Genomic DNA, 21,962 nt, shown 5'->3' with positions numbered 1-21,962 from the left:
TATTGGCAGTCTTCGCAATCGTCCAGCATGTTGTGAAGGAATGAACAAAGCGCCGTGCCCGATCGATCCCGGCCCGGCACGCGCCGCGCCTGGGTCACCTGCATTTGTACATAATTATCCTTATACGCAGCATAACTGTAAGCGCCAAGTTAGAATGTCTCACATGAGCAAAGCTGAAGTGTCACACTCCCCTGATTGGGCAGGATTGGAGTGCGGCCGTGGGATTGGTGGTCATGAGCGAGCGCGAGCTGAACCGGATCGAAGTCCTGAGTGATGTGGTGCAAGGCCGGATGTCTGCGGTGGCGGCGGCCTCGGTCCTGGGCTTGAGTCGAAGGCAGGTTCACCGGCTTCTGAAGACGTTCCAGGCCGATGGTCCGGCGGCGATCCGGCACAAGGCCCGCGGACGTCCGTCCAACAACCGGATCGATCCCGCGGTGCGTGAGTTTGCGCTGACGCTGATCCGTGAGCGCTACGCCGACTTTGGGCCCACGTTCGCAGCCGAGAAGTTGGCGGAAGACCATGGCCTGAAGGTGTCGCGGGAGACCTTGCGCAAATGGATGCAGGATGCCGGCATCTGGCTGTCGCGCAATCAGCGCAGAACGTTTCACCAGCCGCGCCGGCGCCGAGACTGCTATGGCGAGCTCGTGCAGATAGACGGCTCTGATCACGCCTGGTTCGAGGAACGCGGTCCGGCCTGCACGTTGCTGGCCTTTGTCGACGACGCCACCAGCACGCTGATGCACCTGGAGTTTGTAGCCTCTGAGAGCACCTTCAGCTATTTCGGCGCGCTCGAGCGGTATCTCGCGGCGCACGGCCGGCCCGTGGCCTTCTATTCCGACAAGCACTCGGTGTTCCGTGTCGCCAAGCAAGGAGCGAAGTCGGGCCATGGCATGACCCAGTTCGGTCGGGCGCTGAACGATCTGAACATCGAGATCCTCTGTGCAAACAGCAGCCAGGCAAAGGGCCGCGTCGAGCGCGCGAACCGTACCCTACAGGATCGGCTGGTGAAGGAACTACGGCTGGCGGGCGTCTGCGACATGGCAGCCGGCAACGCGATCCTGCCAAGGTTCTTGGCGCGCCATAATGCGAAGTTCGCCAAGGTGCCGCTACGGGCCGACAACCTGCACCGGTCCCTGAACATGGAACCGGAACGTCTGCGAGAGATCCTGTGCTTCCGCGATGAGCGCTATGTCACCAGGCAACTGGCCTTTTCCTATGAGCGGCAGCGCATCATCCTTGCGGAGAACGACATCACGCGCGCACTGCCTGGCAAGTATGTCGACACCTACGAGTTCCCCGATGGCCGGTTCGAGGTCCGCTGGAAAGGCGTGTCGCTGCCCTACTCCGTGTTCGACAAAGACCAGCGTGTCAGCCATGCCGCGATCACCGAGAACAAGCATCTGAGCGCGGTGCTGGAATACATCAAGGCCGAGCAGGACAAGGCGCCTCCGAAGAAGCGGCGGGCCGGTAAGCAGCGGACCCGCTACGAGCCGACAGGTCGCCGCAACGACGGCTGGAACTCGCTGGCAGCGCGCCAGGCAAAGGCGCGGGCCGCAGCACCCCCGGAATGACGCTGTCGCCGCGTCGCCGCGATGCTAACCTCCGCCGCGAGCGAATGAGCGAGGCAGGCACATGGCAGGCAATACAGAGCCGGAGATCATCTTCTCGAACCTGACGCAGGACGTGGTGATCGACGGCCACCGCTTCACCGTGGAGATTTACCGAACCTCAGATGATCCTTCTTGGATCCTGTCAGTGGAGAACGCCTTCGGGACGCTGACGATCTTGGACAACCCTCCATATTTTGCCGACGGCCTTGCCTGGCGGGCCTTCGAGAAGCTCCTCGATGAGCAAGGTTTCCGTGCCTTCTACAGCGCAAAGGAGCGCCGCAAGCTCCGGCTCTGAACGCATGGCCGATCAGGGCTGCGATATGTGGGGTCTTCGCCCTGCCCGGCCATGCTTCTCCACCCTCGGTGAGACATTTCTGCTTTGCGCAGCCGAAGACATTTCAACTTGGTTGCAACAATAACTGTAAGCGCGGCACATTCTAAACTCCGTTGCGACAATTCCCCTATCTTTCTGGAAAGTAAGGAGAACGGATGATGGCGCACACAGAGTTAGACCTTCGTGAACGGCGCAGTATCGAAGACATGCTGAACGCAAAGCTGCCAGTCAGTAGGATTGCCGGTGAACTCGGCCGTCACAGGTCCAGCGTCTACCGAGAGATCAAGCGCAATGGTTTTGTCGCTGACGAGCTGCCGGAGCTGAACGGCTACTATGGTGTCGTGGCGCAAAAATCAGCGACCGCGCGTCGCGCAAGGCGACGCAAGCTCATCAGGCTTCCTGCCTTGCGTGAGGCCGTGATCGACCGGTTGAAGGAAGGTTGGTCTCCGGAGCAAGTTGCGGGGCGTCTTGCCTTTGAGGGTCACGAGACCCGCATCAGCCATGAAACCATCTATGCCTGGGTCTACGGCCCCGAGGGTCGTGACGAAGAGTTGGCGCGACATTTGCCGAGGCGGCGCCAGAAACGCAGGCCCCGGTATGCACGGCGATCCCGCAACCAGGTCTTTCCTCCCGAACGCTCGATCCATCAGCGACCAGAATACGTTAACGCACGGGAAACATTTGGTGAATGGGAACGTGATCTGATGATCTTCGAGCGCGCACAAGGCTCGATGAACGTCGCAACGCTGGTCGAGAGAAAGACCCGCTCCGCGGTCTTGTTCCGCAACAACGATCGCAGTTCCAAGCATTTCATGAACAGCTTGATGAACGTGATGACCCCGCTGCCCCAGGCTGCGCGCAAGTCGATCACCTTCGACCGCGGCTTCGAGTTTCGCGACTGGAGAAAGCTCGAGGCCGGCATCGGGACAACCGCTTGGTTTTGCGATCCGCAGGCGCCTTGGCAAAAAGGCTCGGTGGAGAACCTAAACGGACGCGCCCGCCGGGTGCTACCCCGCGACACCCCAATCGCTTCGCTTTCGAGACCCCAGATGAAGCAGATCAGTGAGAGATTGAATGCGACACCGCGGAAATGCCTCGGCTGGAGAACCCCGGCAGAAGCCTTCAGAGAGGAAATGGCGAAACTGAGATAGCGGATCCTGTCGCAACGATCCTTGAGCTCTCACGCCAAGTTAGAATGTCTTACATGAGCAAAGCTGAAGTGTCACACTCCCCTGATTGGGCAGGATTGGAGTGCGGCCGTGGGATTGGTGGTCATGAGCGAGCGCGAGCTGAACCGGATCGAAGTCCTGAGTGATGTGGTGCAAGGCCGGATGTCTACGGTGGCGGCGGCCTCGGTCCTGGGCTTGAGTCGAAGGCAGGTTCACCGGCTTCTGAAGACGTTCCAGGCCGATGGTCTGGCGGCGCTCCGGCACAAGGCCCGCGGACGTCCGTCCAACAACCGGATCGATCCCGCGGTGCGTGAGTTTGCGCTGACGCTGATCCGTGAGCGCTACGCCGACTTTGGGCCCAGGTTCGCAGCCGAGAAGCTGGCGGAACACCATGGCCTGAAGGTGTCGCGGGAGACCTTGCGCAAATGCATGCAGGAAGACGGCATCTGGTTGTCGCGCAAGCAGCGCAGAACGTTTCACTAGCCGCGCCGGCGCCGGGACTGCTATGGCGAACTCGTGCAGATAGACGGCTCTGATCACGCCTGGTTCGAGGAACGTGGTCCGGCCTGCACGTTGCTGGCCTTTGTCGACGACGCCACCAGCACGCTGATGCACCTGGAGTTTGTAGCCTCTGAGAGCACCTTCAGCTATTTCGGCACGCTCGAGCGGTATCTCGCGGCGCACGGCCGGCCCGTGGCCTTCTATTCCGACGAGCACTCGGTGTTCCGTGTCGCCAAGCAAGGGGCGAAGTCGGGCCATTGCAGGACCCAGTAAAAACCGTGCGCCCTCACTCCTGCCCGTCCTCGTAGAGCCCCAGTACGTCCTGCTCCAGGACGCCAGCCACGAAGCAAAAAGATGGAGGATCGCCCAAGAAGTCCTCTATACCTAAATGGTTAAAGGCGAAATACTTGCCCGCTACATTTTTCTTCTGTGCACCAAATATGATGCGCTCAATGCCCGCGAAACGCGCGGCTGCAAGACACATTTCACAAGGTTGCAGAGTGCTAACTAAAGTGCATCCGGCCAAATCCGGCCGTCCTAAAGTCCTTGCAGCACGGCCGAGCGCTACGATTTCCGCGTGCTCGGTGGGGTCATCTTGTAAATGGACACAATTTACTCCGCGGGAGACTATTTCCCCACCACGCAAAACGACCGCTCCTATACCAGATTTGCCTTGTTCTCTGCTCGCCTTAATTGCATCGTCTATCGCGATACGCATTGCCATCAGTTCGCTGTTCGTTACTTCTTGCATCTTACGCATCACCAATAGTTAATTTAACGCGGCTCATCTCGCACGAAGATAAGTATCTTGCGCATTTCAGTTCGGACATCCATTCCGGAATGCCAAGTGCTCACAGCCTTTAAGCTCTAAAAAATCCGCCAAACAGCATCTCTCCAGCGGTCTGCCATCAGCGCACCTGTTGCAGCAGGTATGTCCCCGGGGCAAATATTCAAGCATTTTTTTATTCACTCCACACCGGGCGCGCGCAAAGGCATCTACCCCAAGTCTCCAGAAACCGCCCGCTCCACACTATCCCTAGTCTGTAGTTCTCCCAATATTCGCTTTAAGCTTTTCCGCTTCCTTCTCGACCTGATCTGCTTAGCTTCAACTTCAGTCGGTTGAACCTTCATCATACCGTTTTCCTCCGGACCGACAAGTTTGAATGTTCTACTCGCAGCAATGAGATCACGAGCTTGATTTGTCGCGGCGATCGCGATTAAATTGACTTGCTCCGAGCCATCTATCGACGAGCATCCTCCAAGCTTTTTTTCTGCCCTCTTAAATATTTCAGCGAAACTACCTATATCTACGTATTCGCCGCTAGCAATAGGACCTTCAGCTGAAATATTATTTATGGGAGACTTTTCTTGCTCCCATAGCTCAAGTCTATCCACCACACTGATCGTTCTGCAGCCATCTTCGTCCTTGAATTCGGCCAGCACATCTGTGAGAAAAGCGGGCTCAGACCCCATGTTTGAGATTAGGCAACGACCTTCGTACGTCTGCGCCCCTGCCCGACTAATCAGAATACTTGACCGTGTCTGCCTGCGGTAACTCGTAAGAAATAAGTTTAGGTACGCGATCCAAACCCCAGTGGATACGATACTTACGAGAACCTGCAATGTCGTTACATTCGCCTCAAGCCATGCCCACATTTATTATATCCTCTCGAATTGTGAGGTTCCTAGTTTTATTTTGTCAACATTGCACTCAAGCACCAGCTCTAGACGTAAGTCCTACCTTACAGTTCCACTGCTCTTTCTATTCTCGCACTGGCAGGCAATTTTACGATACCCCCGCCACGCGCTAGCTTACATGTCTACCACTGTCTTATCGACCTCGCTGTATATAAAACCGAACTTTTTAATCTTACATCAGTAGCCCTATTCTCCACCTTTCCCCAATCTTTTCTGCGGCCGTCTCACGCAATACACTTCCCAACGATACGTTTTTCTTGCGGAAATATGCGGAATACAACTTATTACCATGTACTTTCTAAGCATTAGCTCGCATTTTTGACCAGGTATTGAATTTTTCGCACAGAACGCATCTACACACTCCATATCCACGCGAATTGAAACTCGAATACAGTTCGATTTCTAAGTAAGTATGAACATCCGATCTAAAATATAAGCACCTGACCGTTATTCCGAATTGGCTTTTCACACTCACTAGGGAGTCCTACGCATCAAAATTTGGTGCGCTTTTCACTATTGGGAGCTTGGAATCACCTATTCACACTTGTTGCCACTTACACATTCCATGAGGCTGATATCGAACATGACTATTCTCACGTAGAAGAGCCAGTTGGCTGGACGTTTTGACACCCGGCAAACGAAACCTCCTGTGACTGGGGTGATGCCTCCAAAGGTGGCGAAGATGTTATTGTACCGTCGACCCTGAAACGCAGGGCCGACTTTAAGGTTCCCTGAAATTCTGTATCAACACAACATTCCCGAGAAAACATTCCAATAACCTGATATTTATCATGGCGGGGCTGAGCAACTATGAAACTGGTTGTCAATGTTCCACGACATTCAAAATGCGTAATCGCGGAAGCGTATTTCTGGTGGGAACCGCAGTTGCTAATCGGCGTTCCGCTATGAGAGCTGAGGTGGAGGACCGGATCAATGAAACGTGCAGCGCCGCATACTGTGTCACGGGGTTCACCCATCGGGGCTGGGAGTGCCACAGTTATCGGAATGCGCGCGTTGCGGGCGGGAGCACCTAAAGAGGATGTGCTGAGGCAACTTACCGCAGCAGTGTCGAGCGACAACGTTCCCCTAATCACTTTGGCGCAGGTTCTTCGTGATACTGCAAGCGAGGATCTGTCAATAGCCCGTCTTCTTGAGGGGCATATCAATGCATTAAAATTAGTTAGACTCTATGCCGACCGTAAGCTTAGGTTCCAGATCGAGGCGGAAGCTGCGAACGGTTCAGTTTTTGGGGTATGGGGCGCGGATGTTCCAACGGATGCTGTGTCTGCGACAGCCGATGGCATACTTTCCGGCACCAAGCGCTTTGCTTCGGGCCTCGGAATTGTGGACAAAGCGCTTGTGACCGTGGCGGCGAATGGTGGACAGCAACTCTACCTCGTAGAAACATCGCATGGAGAGCGACAAAACCAACATTCCTGGCATATGGTCGGTATGCAGGCATCGCGATCCGGAAACTTTGTCTGCACCGGCCTGCCTGGCGCGCCAATCGGCGATATCGGTGACTACGGCAAGGAACCGCACTTCGTAGGTGGGACTTGGCGCATTGCAGCTGTCTGCATGGGTGGGATCGTAGGGCTGCTAGACCGCTGCAGTGCAGTCTTGCGAGAGCGGGGTCAAATTGATGCTGAGGGGCATCTTTTCCGGCTTACCCCGGTGACACTCAGAGCGGTAGCGGCGTGGCCTGCTGTGCTACGAGCGGCACGCATCGCCGAAGGGCCCTTAGGAGTCAGGTCGCCCAACCGGGCAGCGAAAATCTCCATTGGTGCGCGGTTGCTCACCGAGGAGTTGGGTCAGGATACCATCGTCGCTGCCGAGCAATCCGTAGGACTTGCGATGTTTGCCGACGACAATATCGCTGGATGCCACGCTCGTGACCTCGCCTGCTACCTGCGGCAAGCGGCGCGAGACGAATTTATGCTTGGCGCCGGAAAGGCCATGCTCGGGCAACCGGCGGGGCTTGCGGGGTGGATCGATGATCCTTGCTGAACCTCGCCCAAAATGCCGCCGGATCACCGCAGCGCAGCTTTCCGGAAAACGTCCGATTGTCGTTCTGGCACCGCACCCTGACGACGAAGCGCTCGGCTGCGGCGGCCTTCTTGCCCATACGTTTGGCACTACAGGCGCGCATGTAGTTCTCATGACCGATGGCGCGGCTTCCCACCCCCGTTCAAACCAATGGACCGCAGAGCGGCGCGCCGGGCTGCGCTTGCGTGAACTTCTGGCTTCAGTGCGCCAGCTTGGGGGTACCGCGAAGGATATTACCAGCCTTGGTCTCCCCGATGCGGGAATGGACTCGCAAGGTCTACCCATTCTTTCGCTGGCCCAAGACATTGCTTGTCTGATGTCCCGCCTTGGGGCTCGCACTTTGCTAGCCACCGCCCCAACTGATCCTCATTGCGACCATCAGGCCACCGCAGCCATCGCGAGCCTTACCGCTCGGCTCTCAGGAGCACGTTTATTCTATTACCCGGTCTGGTCGCGTTGGAAGGTACCCGACTTTCGCGCACGTATGGCGCCGAGGCAAGAGTATCTGTTCGACACCTCCTCCGTCCGTCGCCGCAAAGCCCGTGCTATTGCGTCTCATCAGAGCCAACATGGCAAAATTATTTTGGACGACCCACAGGGGTTCAAGTTGGATCCAGAATTCGTGCAAATGTTCGTCGAGAGTGACGAAATCTTCTTCGAAGAGCTCGCGCCATGACCGCCATAAGTCTCAACCATCTTACCGCCCTTTACGCCACGGGAGACGATCCCTGGAACTTCCGTACCAGCTCATATGAGCGCAAAAAATTTCTTGCGACGTGCGAGGCCCTGCCCCGGAAACAATACTGCTCCGCCCTCGAACTTGGATGCGGGAATGGCGAACTGGCATCTCATCTCGCCCCGCGGTGCGCTCAATACACAGGTGTCGACGCTGTCGAGACTGCATTGCAGGCGGCGCGCCGGGCAGTGCCGAAGGGTTACTTTTTAAAGAGCTTCCTGCCTGCAAGTTTGCCGAATGGTGACTATGACCTCATCGTGCTGTCAGAGATCCTCTATTTCCTCGACCGGCCGGGCCTGAGCACTCTAGCGCGTCAAATCGACAGGCGCTGGACCGCGGCTGATATCATCTGTGTGACTTGGCTCGGACCGAGTGGAAACGCTCTTCAAGGCGAGGAGGCGTTCTCCCTATTCGCTTGCGCCAGCGAACGCCGCTTCGTTTGCAAGCGCGCAACGCCGGAGTACCGCATCGATCTCGCAGCGGGCCCAGCATGATGCGCTTGCACGTGTCAACTGTCGAGCGACACGCTTTCGCCAACGCCAACACGGTCGTAGTAGTGCCGGCGCGAGACGAGGAAGATCGCATCGACGCCTGCCTGTCCCACCTCTTCGCGCAGGATGCTCCCATTCCTGCAGGGATCGTCCTTTGCGTGAACAACAGCACCGATGAGACCGCTGCTCGCGCCCTTGCGCAGGCACGCAGCCGCTGCCATCCGCTTATCCTTGTCGAGGCGACCTTTGCCAGTGGTGGAGTCGGACGAGCCCGGCGGCTTGGCCACCGGATCGCCATGCGCGCAGCGCCGCAGGCCACCGTCTTCCTGTCGACCGACGCAGATTGCCTGCCCGCCCCCTGCTGGCAGCGCGAAATGGAAGCTGTACTGGCACGCGCGCCCGCCGTACTGGGTCGGATCGACGTCTGCGGGCGGGAGCTTGCCTCCTTTCCCGCGAGCGTTCTGCTGCGCCAGCGTCAGGAAAACGCCTTCGCCGCGCTGGCCATGGAGTTCGAGCGGCTCATGGACCCGGCTGGGCCCGACGGTATCGGCCTCAACACCGCCGGCGGCGCCAACCTCGGGTTCCGCCGCGCGGCCTACCGCAGCGTAGGCGGCTACCGCCCTCTTGAAACCGGCGAAGACCGCGACATCGTCAACCGGGTGCGCGCAGCCGGATTCCGCCCTCTGCGCGCCGAAAACGCGGTGGTGCTGGCCTCCATGCGCCGCGATGGGCGTGCTCCCGGAGGCATGGCCGATGAGATCACCGCTCGCTTCCAGCGCGAAGATTGCAGCGTCGACAGCGCGCTTGCCCCATTTGAGGTGATGGTGGCACGTCACCTCGGGCACAATGCCGCCGCCCCCCGTCTCACCCTGGCAGGTGCGCGCGGTGATCTTCAGGCTCTTCAAAGCTGCGTAGAGGCCTTGCGGTTGCTCGCATGTGTAGAAAGCCGTCGGCGCTACCTAGCCGGCCTAACGGGATTGAGCCCCGTACTGGGCGCGCCCTTGGCCACGCGTGGCGCCTCTCGCAAAGATAATCGGTAAGGATGGAACTGCGGCAAACTGTCGCGGGTTGTCAAGGCAATGACGGCGCGTACCGCCGGTCCATGCAAACCGAAGGAGGCAAGGATGACCATTCCTTCCCAAGACACTCCGACGACACCTGCCGCAGAAAGCGCTGCGCGCGAAATGCGCGACGATCTCCGGACCAAAGCCCGTGATACGGCAGAGGAAGTGAAAGAGCGCGCCAGCGGATTCGAGGAAGACCAGCGCGGCCATATGGCAGACGAGGTCTCGGACGTCTCGAACGCGCTTCGCAAAGCCGCCGAGGAAATGCGCAGCGGCTCTCCGCAGGAGCGGACCATGTCGCAGATCGCCTCGACGCTGGCGGATGCATCGGAGTCAATTCGAGACAGAGACCTAGGCGAAATGGCAAGCGGCCTTTCGGACTTCGCGCGTCGCAACCCAATCGCTTATCTCGGCGGCGCCGCAGTTCTCGGTCTCGCCGCCGCGCGTTTCGCCAAGGCCGGTAAGGGCGGAGGCCGTTCGGGCCCGGCACCGGAGCCCGCGCCGCGCCCTGTGCCACCGACCAGCCCCGTGGATGCGGCCCGTGCCCGCGATCTTCCGGCGCCACCTACACCAACACCGACCGCGGCGAGCCCTGCCACCCCAGCGTATCACCGCCCGGAACCGGAGGACATCTGATGCCGACCGAACAGACAACCGGAACCACCAATCTGGTGAGCAACATTATCGCACATGTCACCACGCTGGTGCGTAAGGAAATGGAACTGGCGCGCGCCGAGCTGGGCGAGAACCTCAACGGTGCCGCGACGGCGGTGGGTGTGATTGTCGCCGGTGTGGTCTTCACACTTGTTGGCCTCAACGTCATTGCCGCCGCGCTGGTGGCCGCTCTGACCGCAGCGGGCATTCATCCTTTCTGGTCTGCCTTGATCGTCGGCGGCGTCGCCCTCGTTGCAGCGCTGATCATGATCAAGGGCGGGATGAGCAAGCTCAAGGCAAGCAGCCTTGCGCCGACCCGTACCACCGAGAACGTCCGTCGCGACGTGTCCGCAATCAGGGAGACGACCAATGGCTAATCGCAAAACGGCGGCAGAAATCGAGCGCGAAATTGAACGTGAGCGCGAGGGCTTGACCGCTTCCGTCTCGGAACTCCAGAGCCGTTTTTCGGCAGACGAGATCGTGGCACAGGTGGGCCGCCACCTGCAGACCCATGGCAGCGAGATTGGACAGGCGTTCTCGAAGTCGGCCAAGCAAAACCCCATCGGGCTCACGCTAACCGCCGCCGGGCTCGCATGGATGGTCTTCGGTCGCTCCTATGATGACGAGGATAAGCGGCTAGCGGGGGACCCTCTGAGCCGCCAAATCCGCAAGAGCCGCGGGGCGGCACCCGCCAAAAGCGCGTCGGCCGGACCGGACTGGGCCACCCGTAAGCCGGGCTACGGCACCAGCTACCGTCCAAGCTATTACGATGATCTACACCTTGATGACGGCGAGGAGAGCGAGACCTTCGGTGACCGCGTCGATCGGACGCAAGCTCGGCTGAAGGCGGGTTTCGAGGCGGGTCGCCACAACGCGGCCGCCACCGCAGGCGAAGCACGCGCCAAGGTCGGAGAGGCCGGAAGCGCTGCACGCGGCTCCATCGCGGCAAAGTCGGCTCAGGCGCAATCGGTGCTCGAAGACGGCTACAGTCGCATCACCGCGGGGACCGAGCGCATGTCGGAAAGCGCGAGGCGCCGTGTCATCGAAGCCCGCGAACGCGCGCTGATCGCCCGCGAGCGTGCAGGTAAGGGCGTGCAACGAGCCGGTGCAAGCGCCGCCGATTTCTTCGGCGAGCATCCCCTCGTGGCAGGCGCCCTTGCCATCGCGGCCGGTGCCGCCCTCGGCGGAGCGGCACCGCGTACCAAGGCTGAGGACGACCTCATGGGCGAATACAGTGACGCGTTGTTCGCCGAGGCCGACGCGATCTTCCGCGAGGAGCGGGACAAGCTTGCAGCGGTCGCCGATGCCGCCATGGACGAGGGTCACAGCATTGCCCGCGACGCGCGCGCAGAGGCTGACGAGCGCACCCCCGGCGACAAGCCCGCCGAGCATGCGCTTGCCGATGCCGCCAAGTCTGCCGGAAAGCGTCTAGAGGATCGGGTACGGGATGAAGCGGAGGCGCAGAACCTGGGCCGTCCGGACGTGACCTCGGACACGCCGAAGCAGGGCTGACATCAGCTGACCGAGACTTCGCGCCGGTGCCGAGTGGCACCGGCGCAAATTTGATATGATCAAGGATGATTGCTGTCATGCCAAACGACGGTTCCTTCGCCACACGGCCACGCCAGATCGGCTTGACCGGCTGGAAAGCCATCGCGATGCGCGTGAAATCCGAATTGGCCGCAGACCGGATCAGCCTGGTTTCCGCAGGTGTCGCATTCTATGCGTTGCTGGCAATTTTTCCCGCGATAACTGCCCTCATGGCGATCGCCGGACTTTTCATCACCCCCGCCGATGTCACAGCGCAAATCCAGCAAATCACCGAGGCGTTGCCGCCGCGCGCCGCCGAGATCCTGATAGAGCAGGCAAAATCTGTAGCGGGGTCGCAGAGTGGCGGCCTTGGGCTTGCGGCCGCTCTGGGTGTGCTACTTGCGCTCTATTCCGCTTCGCAAGGCGTTGCCCATCTGATCGAAGGGCTGAACGTTGCTTATGACGAAACGGAAGAGCGCAGCTTCATCCACCTCAAGCTGACCACGCTGTCGCTCACGCTGCTGCTGATTGCCGGACTACTCTTAGCCATCGGGGCGCTTCTCGTTCTGCCCGGCATGCTCGCGATCTTCCAGCTTGGTCCAGCGCTCGAAGCCTTTGCGTCGTGGGCGCGTTGGGGTGTACTGCTCTTGCTGGTCGTCGCCGGCATTGGGCTGATCTACCGGTTCGGCCCCTCCCGAAAGGCGGCGGAGTGGGTATGGATCACCCCCGGCGCCCTGGTCGCCTGCGTGCTCTGGCTCGCCGGTTCACTCGCCTTCTCTCTCTACACCGAGCATTTCGAGTCCTACCAAGAAACTTTCGGATCCCTGGCTGGCGTTGTGATTTTGTTGTTCTGGTTGTGGATTTCAGCCTACGTGATCCTGCTAGGGGCCGAGATCAATGCCGAGATGGAGGCGCAGACCTGGCACGACACGACCACCGGCAAGGACCTCCCGCGCGGTAAGCGCGGGGCAGTGAAGGCCAACGAATTCAAGGGGCGCGGTGAACGCTAGTCGCCTGTATCTAAAGTTCATCGCTTAGGGTCAGGATTTATAACCAATAGATGACGAGGGCGGCTAGGGCGACGGCCGAAAGGAAGACCTTCGGGCACCGGTCATATCGGGTGGCCACACGCCTCCAGTCCTTGAGCCTTCCGAACATGATCTCGATGCGATTGCGCCGCTTGTATCGGCGTTTGTCGTATTTGACCGGCTCCTTGCGTTTCTTTCGACCCGGGATGCAGGCGCGTATCCCCTTGTCCTGAAACGCTTCTCTGAACCAATCTGCGTCATAGCCACGATCCCCGAGCAGCCATTTGACGTTTGGTAGGCCGCTGAGCAATGCGCGTGCGCCGATGTAATCGCTGACCTGTCCGGCGGTGACGAGCAGGTCGATCGGTCGTCCCTGACTGTCGCAGATGGCGTGCAGCTTGGTGTTCATGCCGCCTTTGGTTCGACCGATCAGACGACCGCGCCCCCCTTTTTGGCGACCATGCTGGTCGCCGTTCGATGGGCCTTGAGATATGTCGCGTCGATATCACGGTCTTCTCTTCGCCGTGCTCAGCGGCCAGACCTGCCATCATCCGCGCGAAGATGCCTTTCTCGCTCCACCTCTTCCACCGGCTGTAAAGCGTCTTATGCGGACCATACTCCTTCGGCGCATCTCGTCACCGCAAGCCATTGCGATTGATGAAGATAATCCCGCTCAAAACCCGCTTGTCATCGACCCGAGGCTTACCATGAGGCTTGGGGAAAAAAGGGGCCAGGCGTGCAATCTGCTCGTCGGTCAGCCAGAAGAGATCGCTCATGTCACCGCTCCGTTTTCAAAGCCGTGAATCATGCTGTTCCCGCGAAATCAATGCATCCTGACCCTAGGGTTTGGGTGCGCTGGCCGAACCTCTTGACCGATGCAAGGATTTCGTCGGCGGATCTGACCCATCAGCATGGTTTCGGATTCACGTTATAGGCCGCAATGAAGGTATTTACGTCGGCCACGAGATCGGCACTCAAGAGGTGTACGCCACGTTTCATCAGCTTGCGGGTCAGTTCCTTGAAGCAGTCCTCGACCTGGTAGTTCCAACTGGCCGGTGCAGGAGTGAAGTGCACATGGCAGTGCGAGCGGTGGGCCAGCCACGCGGTATCCTTAGATCAATTTACGAAAAATACCGATATCGGCCGTTTACCTTCCCAGGGCACAACGCAAACGGCTCGTCCTAGGGAGAGTTCTTGTAAATGCACGACCTTCAAGACCGCGCGCTTGTTTTGCGCATTGCTTTGGCGATCAGCTCCGCCGTCTCGCCGCCCATTTCGCTGGCGTTCACCAGCCCCTGCACGAAGGGATGACGCCGCAAGAGCGCCGGCAGGGCGACGCAATGGATGCGCCCCGCGCAGGGCGCGGCGAGGGGCAGCACGAACGCGTCAAAGCGCAGCGGCTCGGACAGAAGACCCGCGCGTGCCAGCGACGGAAACCCGAGGTCCGCCAACGTCATGGCCCGCTGGCCGCGCGCGTCGATGAGCATCTCGAACACGCTCTGCTGCCCGCCGTGGAGCACCGAAACACCTTGTGCGCAGGCGGTGATCTGGCTGTCATCGCCGGTGGTTTTGCCAAGCCGCAGCACCTCGAGCACCCCCGCCTCGCGCAGCGCCAGCAGGCGCTTGATCGACGGGTGCGGCACGCAGGCATAGCAATCGGTGAACAGCGGCTTCAGCGTGGCGTGAAACGCCGCGACCTCGGCATCGCTGAACCTTGGGATGAGCTCTTCGAACAGCTCATGCGCCCGCAGCAGCGCGCTGCGCCACGGCGTCGGGGTCTTGCTGGCGACGGTCTCTTCGGCCTCTACAAGATTGGCGCGGGCCCAATCGAAGGGATCCGCCGCGAGGCGCTTGGCGAAATATGCGTGGCAAAACGCGTCGCAGGGCACGTCAGGCCCGCCGAGGCCCGCCAGCCACGCCGGATCCGCCTCCTGCAGGTCCGCAATGAAGGCGCGATAGGCGCGGTCGAGCAGAGCGCTCTCCTCGACGCCAGAGACCTCCGCGCAGATATCCGCCAAACGGGGCAGCTCGGGCAGCGGCAGGTCGTACCAGTAATCCGCCTCGGGCAGCAGCCCCTTGCGGGACATGAGGCTGAGCAGGAACGGCTCCCGCCCCTCCTGCGCGACATAGCGCATCCGCCCGCCCTCCTCGCAAAAGCGCCCGCGCGCCGAGGCGATGGTCACCGCCACATCAATGGCCGACAGCGAGGTGCCCAGCACGCCGATCCGCTGCTGCGGCAGCCGGGTCAGTTTCTCGGCGGGCCAAGGCGAATGCAGCACCGCCCCGCCCGCGCACGTCCGGTCCGGCCAGCGGTGCCCGGTGGCCAGCACCGCATCCGCATAAACCGCCTTCGACGCGCTGCCCGGACTGCGCCACGCCAGCTCGATGCCCGCGGCGCGCGGCGCGATGTCGGTGACCGTGTGGTGCAGGTGAAGCTCGATCCGGTGCCCCTGCCGCCGCCCAAGCGCGATCACATCCGACATCTGCGCGGTGAAATAGGCCCCAAGCGCAAGGCGGGGATAAAACGCCTCGTCGCTGATCTCGGCCGCGCGCAGCCCCAAGCGCGCCAGATCCGAGGTGTCGAGCCCGCGCAGCCAGTCGTTGAGCGAGGTCAGAACCGGCGGCAACTCGCGACTGGCGATGTTCGACAGCATGACCGGGGCGTTCATATCGGCGCTATAGGGCATCCCCGGACCGGCGGCGCTGCCCTTTTCAAAGATGTCCACATGCAGCCGCGACGGTGCCTGCCGCAGCAAAGCGGCCAGCGTGTAGACCCCGGTCGGGCCAGCACCGACGATCGCGACGCGATGGGCCGCAGGCGGGCGGGGGCGCGGCGGCCTCACGGGACGATTGCCACGCGATCTCAGGGGGATGGGTTTCTCATAGGCCATGCGCGATCTCCGCCGAATGGAGGGTGGATGGGGGACACCAAAGGCAACTCGGAACAGACCCGCCGGTGGGGACACGCGCCGCCTATTGCGCGGCACTGGACTATGCAAAGCAGGCGCGGCGGGACCAAGCGGCGTGCGGTTGTCCGAGGCGGTCAAGTCGAAACGGTCTTTTTCGCTGCCCAATTAGATGTTCGGCACGCTCTGCATAAAGAAGCGCAAGGCAAGCTGAGCTAGCGACAGCCCCTCTCCCATCGCTACGCGCTTGCGCGGCGTTTCGGGCGGCTCCGCCCGCCACTGCGCCAGAAGCGCCCGCCCGAAGTCTGCCGCCTGCGCCTCGGCGTCCTCGTCGGGGTCAAAACAGCTGAGTCTGCTCCTGCGCGCCTGCCTCGTCGAACAGGCACAGCTCGACGTTTTCCGCATGGTCGGAGAAGAGCGCGAAGTTGGTGCCCTCCCCGTCGAAGCGGGCCCCAAGCTGGTCCGGTCGGGACCGGGCTGGGTCGATAGAGACGTCACGCGGATCGATCATGTCAGCCTTCCAAGCTGGTGAGAGCGGTCATCCGGGGCACCCGGTGGATGGGGGCCCTTGCTGTGGTCTTGCGCAGGGCGGCGTTGCGCCGGTCCATCATCTCGGCGGTGATCAGCAGCGTGCCTTCGGGGGTTCTGCGGAAGAAACGAGCATCCTCTTCGGCGTCATAGCCCGCGCGGAACCCATCCGGCAGCCGCACGCGAGAGCCGACGATGGCGTTGCGGATCCGGCAGCGCCTGCCGATCTTACTGCCGGGCAGGAACACCGTGCCCTCGGCGATGCTGTCGATACATTCGATCTGCACCCGCTGCATGGTCTTGGGCAGCGCCACCGGCGGCACCTCGGCGGCGAAATCAAGCTGCGCGCGCCGATAGGCGTCGAGCGAGCCCACGTCGCGCCAATAGGCGCTTTGGCCGTCGCTGCTGTCGGGCAGCCGGTAGACCGACAGCGCCGCCTCGCGCAGCGCCAGCGGCAGGATGTCCTGCCCGAAGTCATGCCGCGTGGCCGGGCGACCGGGCGCTTCGCGCAGCACCTGCTTGAGCCAGATCCAGTCGAACACATAGATGCCGGTCGAGGCCAGCGCACGCTCGGGGTCGTCCTGCATCGGCTGCGGCTCGGCGGGCTTTTCGGCAAAGCCAAAGACCTCGCCATCCGCATCGAGATCGAAGATGCCAAAGCCGCGCGCCTGCGACAGCGGCACCGGCGTCGCCGCGACGGTGACCGGCAGGGCGTGCCCACGGTGATGGGCGAGCAGCTGCTCAAGGTCGATGTCGAGCACATGATCGCCCGAAAGCACCATGACGTCGCGCGGCGCATAGGCGTCGAGCGCGGTGATATTGCAGCGCAGCGCGTCGGCGGTGCCGCGATAGCCATAGGGGCTCAGAAATTCGCCGTCGCGCACCGAAATCCCTTTGGCAAAGCCATGCGCCCAATGCCGATTGAGGTGCTGGCACAGGTCATTGGGGCGATATTGCGTGGCGACGAAGAGGCTTTCGAATTGCGCCCGCTCGGCTGCCGCCAGAATGAAATCGACGATCCGCCCCTCGCCGGATCCAAAGCTGAGGGCAGGTTTGCACTGCGCGCTGGTGAGCTCAAAGAGGCGTGCGCCGCGGCCGCCCGCTAGCAGAAAGGGAAGGCACCGGGAGGTGCTTGGCAAGCTTTTGGAAATCCGCATGAATCATGGCCCTGTCAGGATGTTGAAGTGCACTACTGAAGACGCAATCCGCACCTTCAGTAGGGGTGGTCGAAATGATCAGGCCGGCCGGATGATCCTCAGAAGCAACCCCCCGGCCCGGCTTTGGTTCCTGAAAATACGGGACGTTTTGTCGAATTCCGAAGGCCGGATATATCCGGCGCGAAATCACCCATAAATCGCGACGGCCTCCCGGAAACTCAACGCCGGTACATTAGTTTTCCGAGCCGTCTGTCTGCGACTCCATTTTAGGGCGGCGCGGCTGCATCAATAGGGTAATGCAGGCCAAACCACTCGCGCCAATAGGCAGAACCACCTACCGCGCGAGACCGAGCTGATTTCGAACTCAGAATGCGCGCGATAGAACCCCCACGGCCCAACGGCGCCACGGTCAAGCGTACTTTTGCCCTGGCAACAATGCTATTTGCGGTCTTGCGGCGCACCCGTTTGCTTGGCCATCGCTGGGTCGACCCACGTGTCCCCCGCCGCACAAGCGGCAGGGGACTGTGCATCAGAAATCCGCGGCGTCCATCGCCGCGACCACCCGGTCAGGGGTGGCAGGCATGTCGTAGACACGCGCGCCGCAGGCATTTCGCACCGCGTTCAGTATCGCCGCCCCCGCGCCCGAGATGCCCAGTTCGCCGATGCCCTTTGTCTGGATCGGATTCGCCATGTCGTCCCGCTCTTCGAGGAACACCACCTTTAGCTCTCCGGGCACGTCCGCATGCGCAGGTACGTGGTAGTTCGCAAGGTCGCGCGTCGCTAGATGGCCGGTGCGCGGATCGTGCGACAGCTCTTCGGTCAGCGCCGAGCCGAGGCCCCAGATCATCCCGCCTATGGCCTGCGAGCGCGCGGTTTTCTCGTTAAGGATGCGGCCCATCGCCATTACGCCCAGCATGCGCTGCACGCGCACCTCGCCGGTGTAGGCATGCACCGCCACCTCTGCGAAATGCGCCCCGAACCCCGAGGAGAAGTGGCTCTCGGAGGTGCCCCCAGCCTCGACGCTGGCTTCCTCTACAAGCTCTGCGTCAACCAGTTCGGAAAGCGGCACTTCGCGGTTGCCGCCGCGGGCGATGCCGTCTTGCAGGGTGAGCTCGGACAGGCTGCATCCCATGCGATCGGCGAGGGTCTGCCGGATCGCTTTCGCCGCGAGGAAGGTCGCCGAACCGGCCGAGTTGGCCCCGAAGGAGCCGCCAGACCCCGACGCGCCGGGGAAGCTGGTGTCGCCGAGGCGCACCTCGACCTGCGCGACCGGAAGGCCGAGCATCTCTGCGGTGATCTGGCCGAGGATGGCGTAACTGCCAGTGCCGATGTCAGTCATGTCGGTCTCGACCACCGCGCCGTCGCCGGTCAGGCGCACCCGCGCAGCGGATTTGATCAGCATGTTCGACCGCGCCGCCGAAGCCATGCCCATGCCGACGTACCAATCGCCCTCTCGGCGCTCGCCCATCGGCTTGCGATCGGCCCAACCAAACCGCTCGGCTCCGACGCGCAGGCAATCGGCGAGGCGCGTGGCACTAAACGGCTGGTCGGTCATCGGGTTCTTGTCGGGCAGGTTCTTCAGGCGCAGCTCCACCGGGCAGATGCCCAGCTCTTCGGCCAGTTCGTCCATGGCTTGTTCCAGCGCCAGCATTCCCACCGCCTCGCCTGGCGCACGGACGGATCCCGTCGGGGTGCGGCAGATCCGGGCCAGCGTCTGAGTGAAGCTCATACCTTCGGCACCATAGAGGAACTGCGAGGCTTGGCTAACCGGTTCGGCGAAGCCTTCGTCGCGGATGTTCGAGACGCGGTCGTCATGCGAGAGCGCGTGCAGCCGTCCATCCTTGTCCGCACCGAGGCGCAAGCGCTGACTAGTTTCGGTCCGACGCAAAACGCTGTCAAAGACGTTCTGCCGGGTCATCACAACGCGCACCGGTCGCCCCAGTTCGCGCGCGGCAATGGCTGCCGCCACCGCCTCAGGACCAATCCCCAGCTTGGAGCCGAAGCCGCCGCCGATGTAGGGCGACAGAATGCGCACCTGCTCGGCGTCGATCCCCAGCGAGTCCGCCAGTTCCTGCTTGTTGAAGCGCAGCATCTGCAGCGCGCCGCGGAGGGTGAGCGCATCGCCGTCCCATTCAGCCACCGCCGCGTGCGGTTCCATCGCCGCCGCCGCGTGGGGCGCGGTGGTATAGGTGCGATCCAGCGTGACCTCGGAGGCCGCGAAGGCCGCCTCGAAATCACCCGCCGTTTCCGGGTCGCCCTGCTCGTGCGTCTCGCTGCGGGCCGGATCGGTGATCACACCGTCCTCGGCCTCGTAGTTCACCGTCAGCCGCTGCGCCGCGTCGCGCGCGGCCTCAAAGCTCTCGGCCACCACCAGCGCGATCGGCTGGCCATGATAATGCACCTCGTCGTCCGGCTGCACCGGCGCGGCCCCCGCCATGCCCTGCGCGGGATTGCGGATCATCGTCGGGCCGTGGAACACGCCAAGCACGCCCGGCATGCCCGACACCGAAGACTTGTCGATCGAGGTGATGCGCCCCTGCGAGATAGTCGCGCGCACCAGGACGCCGTGCGCCGCGTGTAGGGGCAGCCCGTCAGCGGCGTAGGCGGCGCGGCCCGACACCTTCTTGGGGCCCTCGGGCCGGTCGAGCGGGGCGCCGACGATCCCCTGCCCAGTTTCGTCCAAAAGGCGCGGCTGCGCCTCGTCCATGCGGAATGTCTTGGTCATGCCGGGATCCTCGCGGTCTCGACGCCGGGCGCGGACGCGGCAAGGCCGGTGGCCTCGCGCAGCGCGGCGATCAGGGTGCGCCGCAGCAGCGGCTTCTTGAACTCGGTTTCAGGATGGCAGCGCGCCTGCTGCAGCAGCCTGTCCGCGGCCTGTCCGAAGGCCTCATCGGAGGGGACCACGCCAACAAGCGCCTCTTCGACCTCCGAGTTGCTCCAGGGCCGCGGCGCCACGCCGCCGAAGGCGCAGGAGACCGAAGCGATGCGGTCGCCTTCCATTGCGAGGGCCGCTGCGACAGAGACCAGCGCGAACGCATAGGACGCGCGATCCCGTACCTTCTTGTAGACCTGCCGTGTGTCGACCATCGGCGCGGGCAGACAGACGGCGGTGATGATCTCGTCAGGCGCCAGCACGGTTTCGAGGTCCGGGCGGTCACTAGGCAGGTTGTAAAGCTCGCTCACTGGGATGCGGCGCGCCGCGCCCTGCGGCGTGCGGATCTCGACCTCGGCGCGCAACGCAGTCAGCGCCACCGCCATGTCCGAGGGATGCGCCGCAAGGCAATGCTCGGAGGTGCCGAAGATCGCCAGCATCCGTCCCACGCCCTCTTTCGCCGCGCAGCCCTCGCCCGGACTGCGCTTGTTGCAGGGCATGGCGGTGTCGTAGAAATATGGGCAGCGCGTGCGCTGGAGAAGGTTGCCGCCGGTGGTGGCCTTGTTGCGGATCTGCGCCGAAGCCCCGGCGAGGATGGCGCGCGATAGCAGCGGCCAGCCGCTGCGGACGCGGTGGTCCGCCGCTAGCTCGGAGTTGGTGACTAGCGCGCCGATGCGCAAGCCGTCGCCATCTTCGGAGACGTCCTTGAGGCCGTCGATCCGCGTGATGTCCACCAATCGCGAGGGTGTCATGACCTGTATTTTCATGAGGTCGAGTAGGTTGGTGCCGCCAGCGATGATGCTCGCGCCTTCTCCAAGCATGCCCGCAGCGTCGGACAGCGTCTCGGCCCGAGTATAATCGAAACCCCTCATGATTTCACCTCGGCGGCCATGGCGATGGCTTCACGGATCAGCGGATAGGCCGAGCAGCGACAGAGGTTGCCGCTCATGCGCTCTGCAATCTCGGAGTTGTCGAGCGGCATCTCACCCTCCAGCGAGGCCGAGGCGTAGGACGGGTCGCCAGCTCGGAGCTCTTCGAGCATCGCGGTGGCTGAAACGATCTGGCCGGGCGTGCAAAAGCCGCACTGGTAGCCGTCCTTGGCCACGAAGGCTTTTTGCAGAGCGCTCAGGGCCTCCGGGCTGCCGAGCCCTTCAATGGTGGTCACCTCATCGTCTTCATGCATGGCGGCGAGGCACAGGCAGGAATTGACCCTCTGGCCGTTTACCAGAACCGTGCAGGCGCCGCACTGGCCGTGGTCGCAGCCCTTTTTCGTACCGGTCAAACCGAGCTGGTCTCTCAGGGTGTCAAGTAGGGTGGCTCGCGTGTCGTGCTCGACCTCGCGGGGCACACCGTTCACTGTGAATCGTGTGCGCATATGGCTCTCTTTTCAAAGGTGGCTTTGGCTCGGGTGACACGTGGCGACCCTGAAACCAGAACCACTCGGGCCACGGTAAAGTTCCGGAACTTCCGGCCCCAAGCGTGTGGATGCCTTAGGCACGGGCAGAGAGACCAAACTTTACGGACGTTTAATGTGCCAAAAGAAAAAGCGGGCATTAGTCTTTGCAGGTCCAACGTCCGCGCCGCTAGACCCGGTCTACGGGTACGCTCCGCCATCAAGTTTTCGTTGTGATCAGCCCA

18 protein-coding genes and 3 pseudogenes are annotated in these 21,962 nt (G+C 61.8%); 12 read left to right on the top strand and 9 right to left on the bottom strand.

The genetic code is table 11. The features are described from left to right. Positions 1-218: 218 nt before the first annotated feature. The 4 genes and pseudogenes from ACXAD2_RS01975 to ACXAD2_RS01960 all read left to right on the top strand — a co-directional run. Complete coding sequence (locus ACXAD2_RS01975) at positions 219-1,571, top strand: ISNCY family transposase (protein WP_475166197.1); 1,353 nt, start codon at positions 219-221, stop codon at positions 1,569-1,571. 61 nt (positions 1,572-1,632) lie between these two features. Next, positions 1,633-1,905, top strand: a complete 273-nt coding sequence (locus tag ACXAD2_RS01970; protein ID WP_206895879.1) for a hypothetical protein — start codon at positions 1,633-1,635, stop codon at positions 1,903-1,905. 197 nt (positions 1,906-2,102) lie between these two features. Continuing rightward, the gene (locus ACXAD2_RS01965; protein ID WP_475166475.1) at positions 2,103-3,095 is read left to right on the top strand and encodes an IS30 family transposase; all 993 of its coding nucleotides are present in this window, start codon (positions 2,103-2,105) and stop codon (positions 3,093-3,095) included. Positions 3,096-3,203: 108 nt separating this feature from the next. Then, a pseudogene (locus tag ACXAD2_RS01960) lies at positions 3,204-3,884 on the top strand (ISNCY family transposase); the annotation flags it as partial. Between the two features lie 16 nt (positions 3,885-3,900). Here the strand turns inward: ACXAD2_RS01960 and ACXAD2_RS01955 are convergent. Both ACXAD2_RS01955 and ACXAD2_RS01950 read right to left on the bottom strand, forming a co-directional pair. Then, entirely contained in the window at positions 3,901-4,365 is a 465-nt protein-coding gene (locus ACXAD2_RS01955; protein WP_475166195.1) for a nucleoside deaminase, read from the bottom strand. Between the two features lie 245 nt (positions 4,366-4,610). Then, complete coding sequence (locus ACXAD2_RS01950) at positions 4,611-5,009, bottom strand: hypothetical protein (RefSeq protein WP_475166191.1); 399 nt, start codon at positions 5,007-5,009, stop codon at positions 4,611-4,613. A gap of 1,236 nt (positions 5,010-6,245) precedes the next feature. Here ACXAD2_RS01950 and ACXAD2_RS01945 point away from each other — a divergent pair. From ACXAD2_RS01945 to ACXAD2_RS01910, 8 genes are all read left to right on the top strand, one after another. Further along, the gene (locus ACXAD2_RS01945; RefSeq protein ID WP_475166188.1) at positions 6,246-7,319 is read left to right on the top strand and encodes an acyl-CoA dehydrogenase; all 1,074 of its coding nucleotides are present in this window, start codon (positions 6,246-6,248) and stop codon (positions 7,317-7,319) included. Further along, a complete protein-coding gene (locus tag ACXAD2_RS01940; RefSeq protein ID WP_475166187.1) occupies positions 7,306-8,034 on the top strand; it encodes a PIG-L deacetylase family protein in 729 nt (242 codons plus the stop codon). Before ACXAD2_RS01945 ends, ACXAD2_RS01940 begins: the two co-directional genes overlap by 14 nt. After that, complete coding sequence (locus tag ACXAD2_RS01935) at positions 8,031-8,588, top strand: class I SAM-dependent methyltransferase (protein ID WP_475166184.1); 558 nt, start codon at positions 8,031-8,033, stop codon at positions 8,586-8,588. The genes ACXAD2_RS01940 and ACXAD2_RS01935 overlap by 4 nt, the downstream gene beginning before the upstream one ends. Next, a complete protein-coding gene (locus tag ACXAD2_RS01930; RefSeq protein ID WP_475166181.1) occupies positions 8,585-9,625 on the top strand; it encodes a glycosyltransferase family 2 protein in 1,041 nt (346 codons plus the stop codon). The genes ACXAD2_RS01935 and ACXAD2_RS01930 overlap by 4 nt, the downstream gene beginning before the upstream one ends. Before the next feature lie 144 nt (positions 9,626-9,769). Further along, on the top strand, positions 9,770-10,285 hold the full coding sequence (locus ACXAD2_RS01925) for a hypothetical protein (protein ID WP_475166176.1): 516 nt from the start codon (positions 9,770-9,772) through the stop codon (positions 10,283-10,285). Beyond that, complete coding sequence (locus ACXAD2_RS01920; RefSeq protein ID WP_475166175.1) at positions 10,285-10,680, top strand: phage holin family protein; 396 nt, start codon at positions 10,285-10,287, stop codon at positions 10,678-10,680. The genes ACXAD2_RS01925 and ACXAD2_RS01920 overlap by 1 nt, the downstream gene beginning before the upstream one ends. After that, entirely contained in the window at positions 10,673-11,815 is a 1,143-nt protein-coding gene (locus ACXAD2_RS01915) for a DUF3618 domain-containing protein (RefSeq protein ID WP_475166172.1), read from the top strand. The genes ACXAD2_RS01920 and ACXAD2_RS01915 overlap by 8 nt, the downstream gene beginning before the upstream one ends. A 77-nt stretch (positions 11,816-11,892) precedes the next feature. Then, entirely contained in the window at positions 11,893-12,843 is a 951-nt protein-coding gene (locus ACXAD2_RS01910; RefSeq protein ID WP_475166169.1) for a YihY/virulence factor BrkB family protein, read from the top strand. Positions 12,844-12,880: 37 nt separating this feature from the next. Here the strand turns inward: ACXAD2_RS01910 and ACXAD2_RS01905 are convergent. The 7 genes and pseudogenes from ACXAD2_RS01905 to ACXAD2_RS01875 form a co-directional block, all read right to left on the bottom strand. After that, positions 12,881-13,637: pseudogene (locus ACXAD2_RS01905) on the bottom strand (IS5 family transposase). Between the two features lie 435 nt (positions 13,638-14,072). Beyond that, positions 14,073-15,704, bottom strand: a complete 1,632-nt coding sequence (locus ACXAD2_RS01900; protein WP_475166167.1) for an FAD/NAD(P)-binding protein — start codon at positions 15,702-15,704, stop codon at positions 14,073-14,075. A gap of 412 nt (positions 15,705-16,116) precedes the next feature. After that, positions 16,117-16,278: pseudogene (locus tag ACXAD2_RS01895) on the bottom strand (hypothetical protein); the annotation flags it as partial. A 1-nt stretch (position 16,279) separates the two neighbouring features. After that, positions 16,280-17,452 (bottom strand): sugar phosphate nucleotidyltransferase, encoded by a 1,173-nt coding sequence (locus tag ACXAD2_RS01890; protein WP_475166164.1) that lies wholly within the window; start codon positions 17,450-17,452, stop codon positions 16,280-16,282. A 529-nt stretch (positions 17,453-17,981) separates the two neighbouring features. Then, positions 17,982-20,177 (bottom strand): xanthine dehydrogenase family protein molybdopterin-binding subunit, encoded by a 2,196-nt coding sequence (locus tag ACXAD2_RS01885; RefSeq protein ID WP_475166159.1) that lies wholly within the window; start codon positions 20,175-20,177, stop codon positions 17,982-17,984. Beyond that, on the bottom strand, positions 20,174-21,196 hold the full coding sequence (locus ACXAD2_RS01880; RefSeq protein ID WP_475166156.1) for an FAD binding domain-containing protein: 1,023 nt from the start codon (positions 21,194-21,196) through the stop codon (positions 20,174-20,176). Before ACXAD2_RS01880 ends, ACXAD2_RS01885 begins: the two co-directional genes overlap by 4 nt. Next, positions 21,193-21,699 (bottom strand): 2Fe-2S iron-sulfur cluster-binding protein, encoded by a 507-nt coding sequence (locus tag ACXAD2_RS01875; protein ID WP_475166153.1) that lies wholly within the window; start codon positions 21,697-21,699, stop codon positions 21,193-21,195. Before ACXAD2_RS01875 ends, ACXAD2_RS01880 begins: the two co-directional genes overlap by 4 nt. Positions 21,700-21,962 lie beyond the last annotated feature (263 nt).

Source organism: Salipiger sp. ABN3_019, assembly GCF_056158605.1.
Note: the sequence above shows the minus strand (reverse complement) of the source record. Positions and strands in the feature narration are given on the sequence as shown.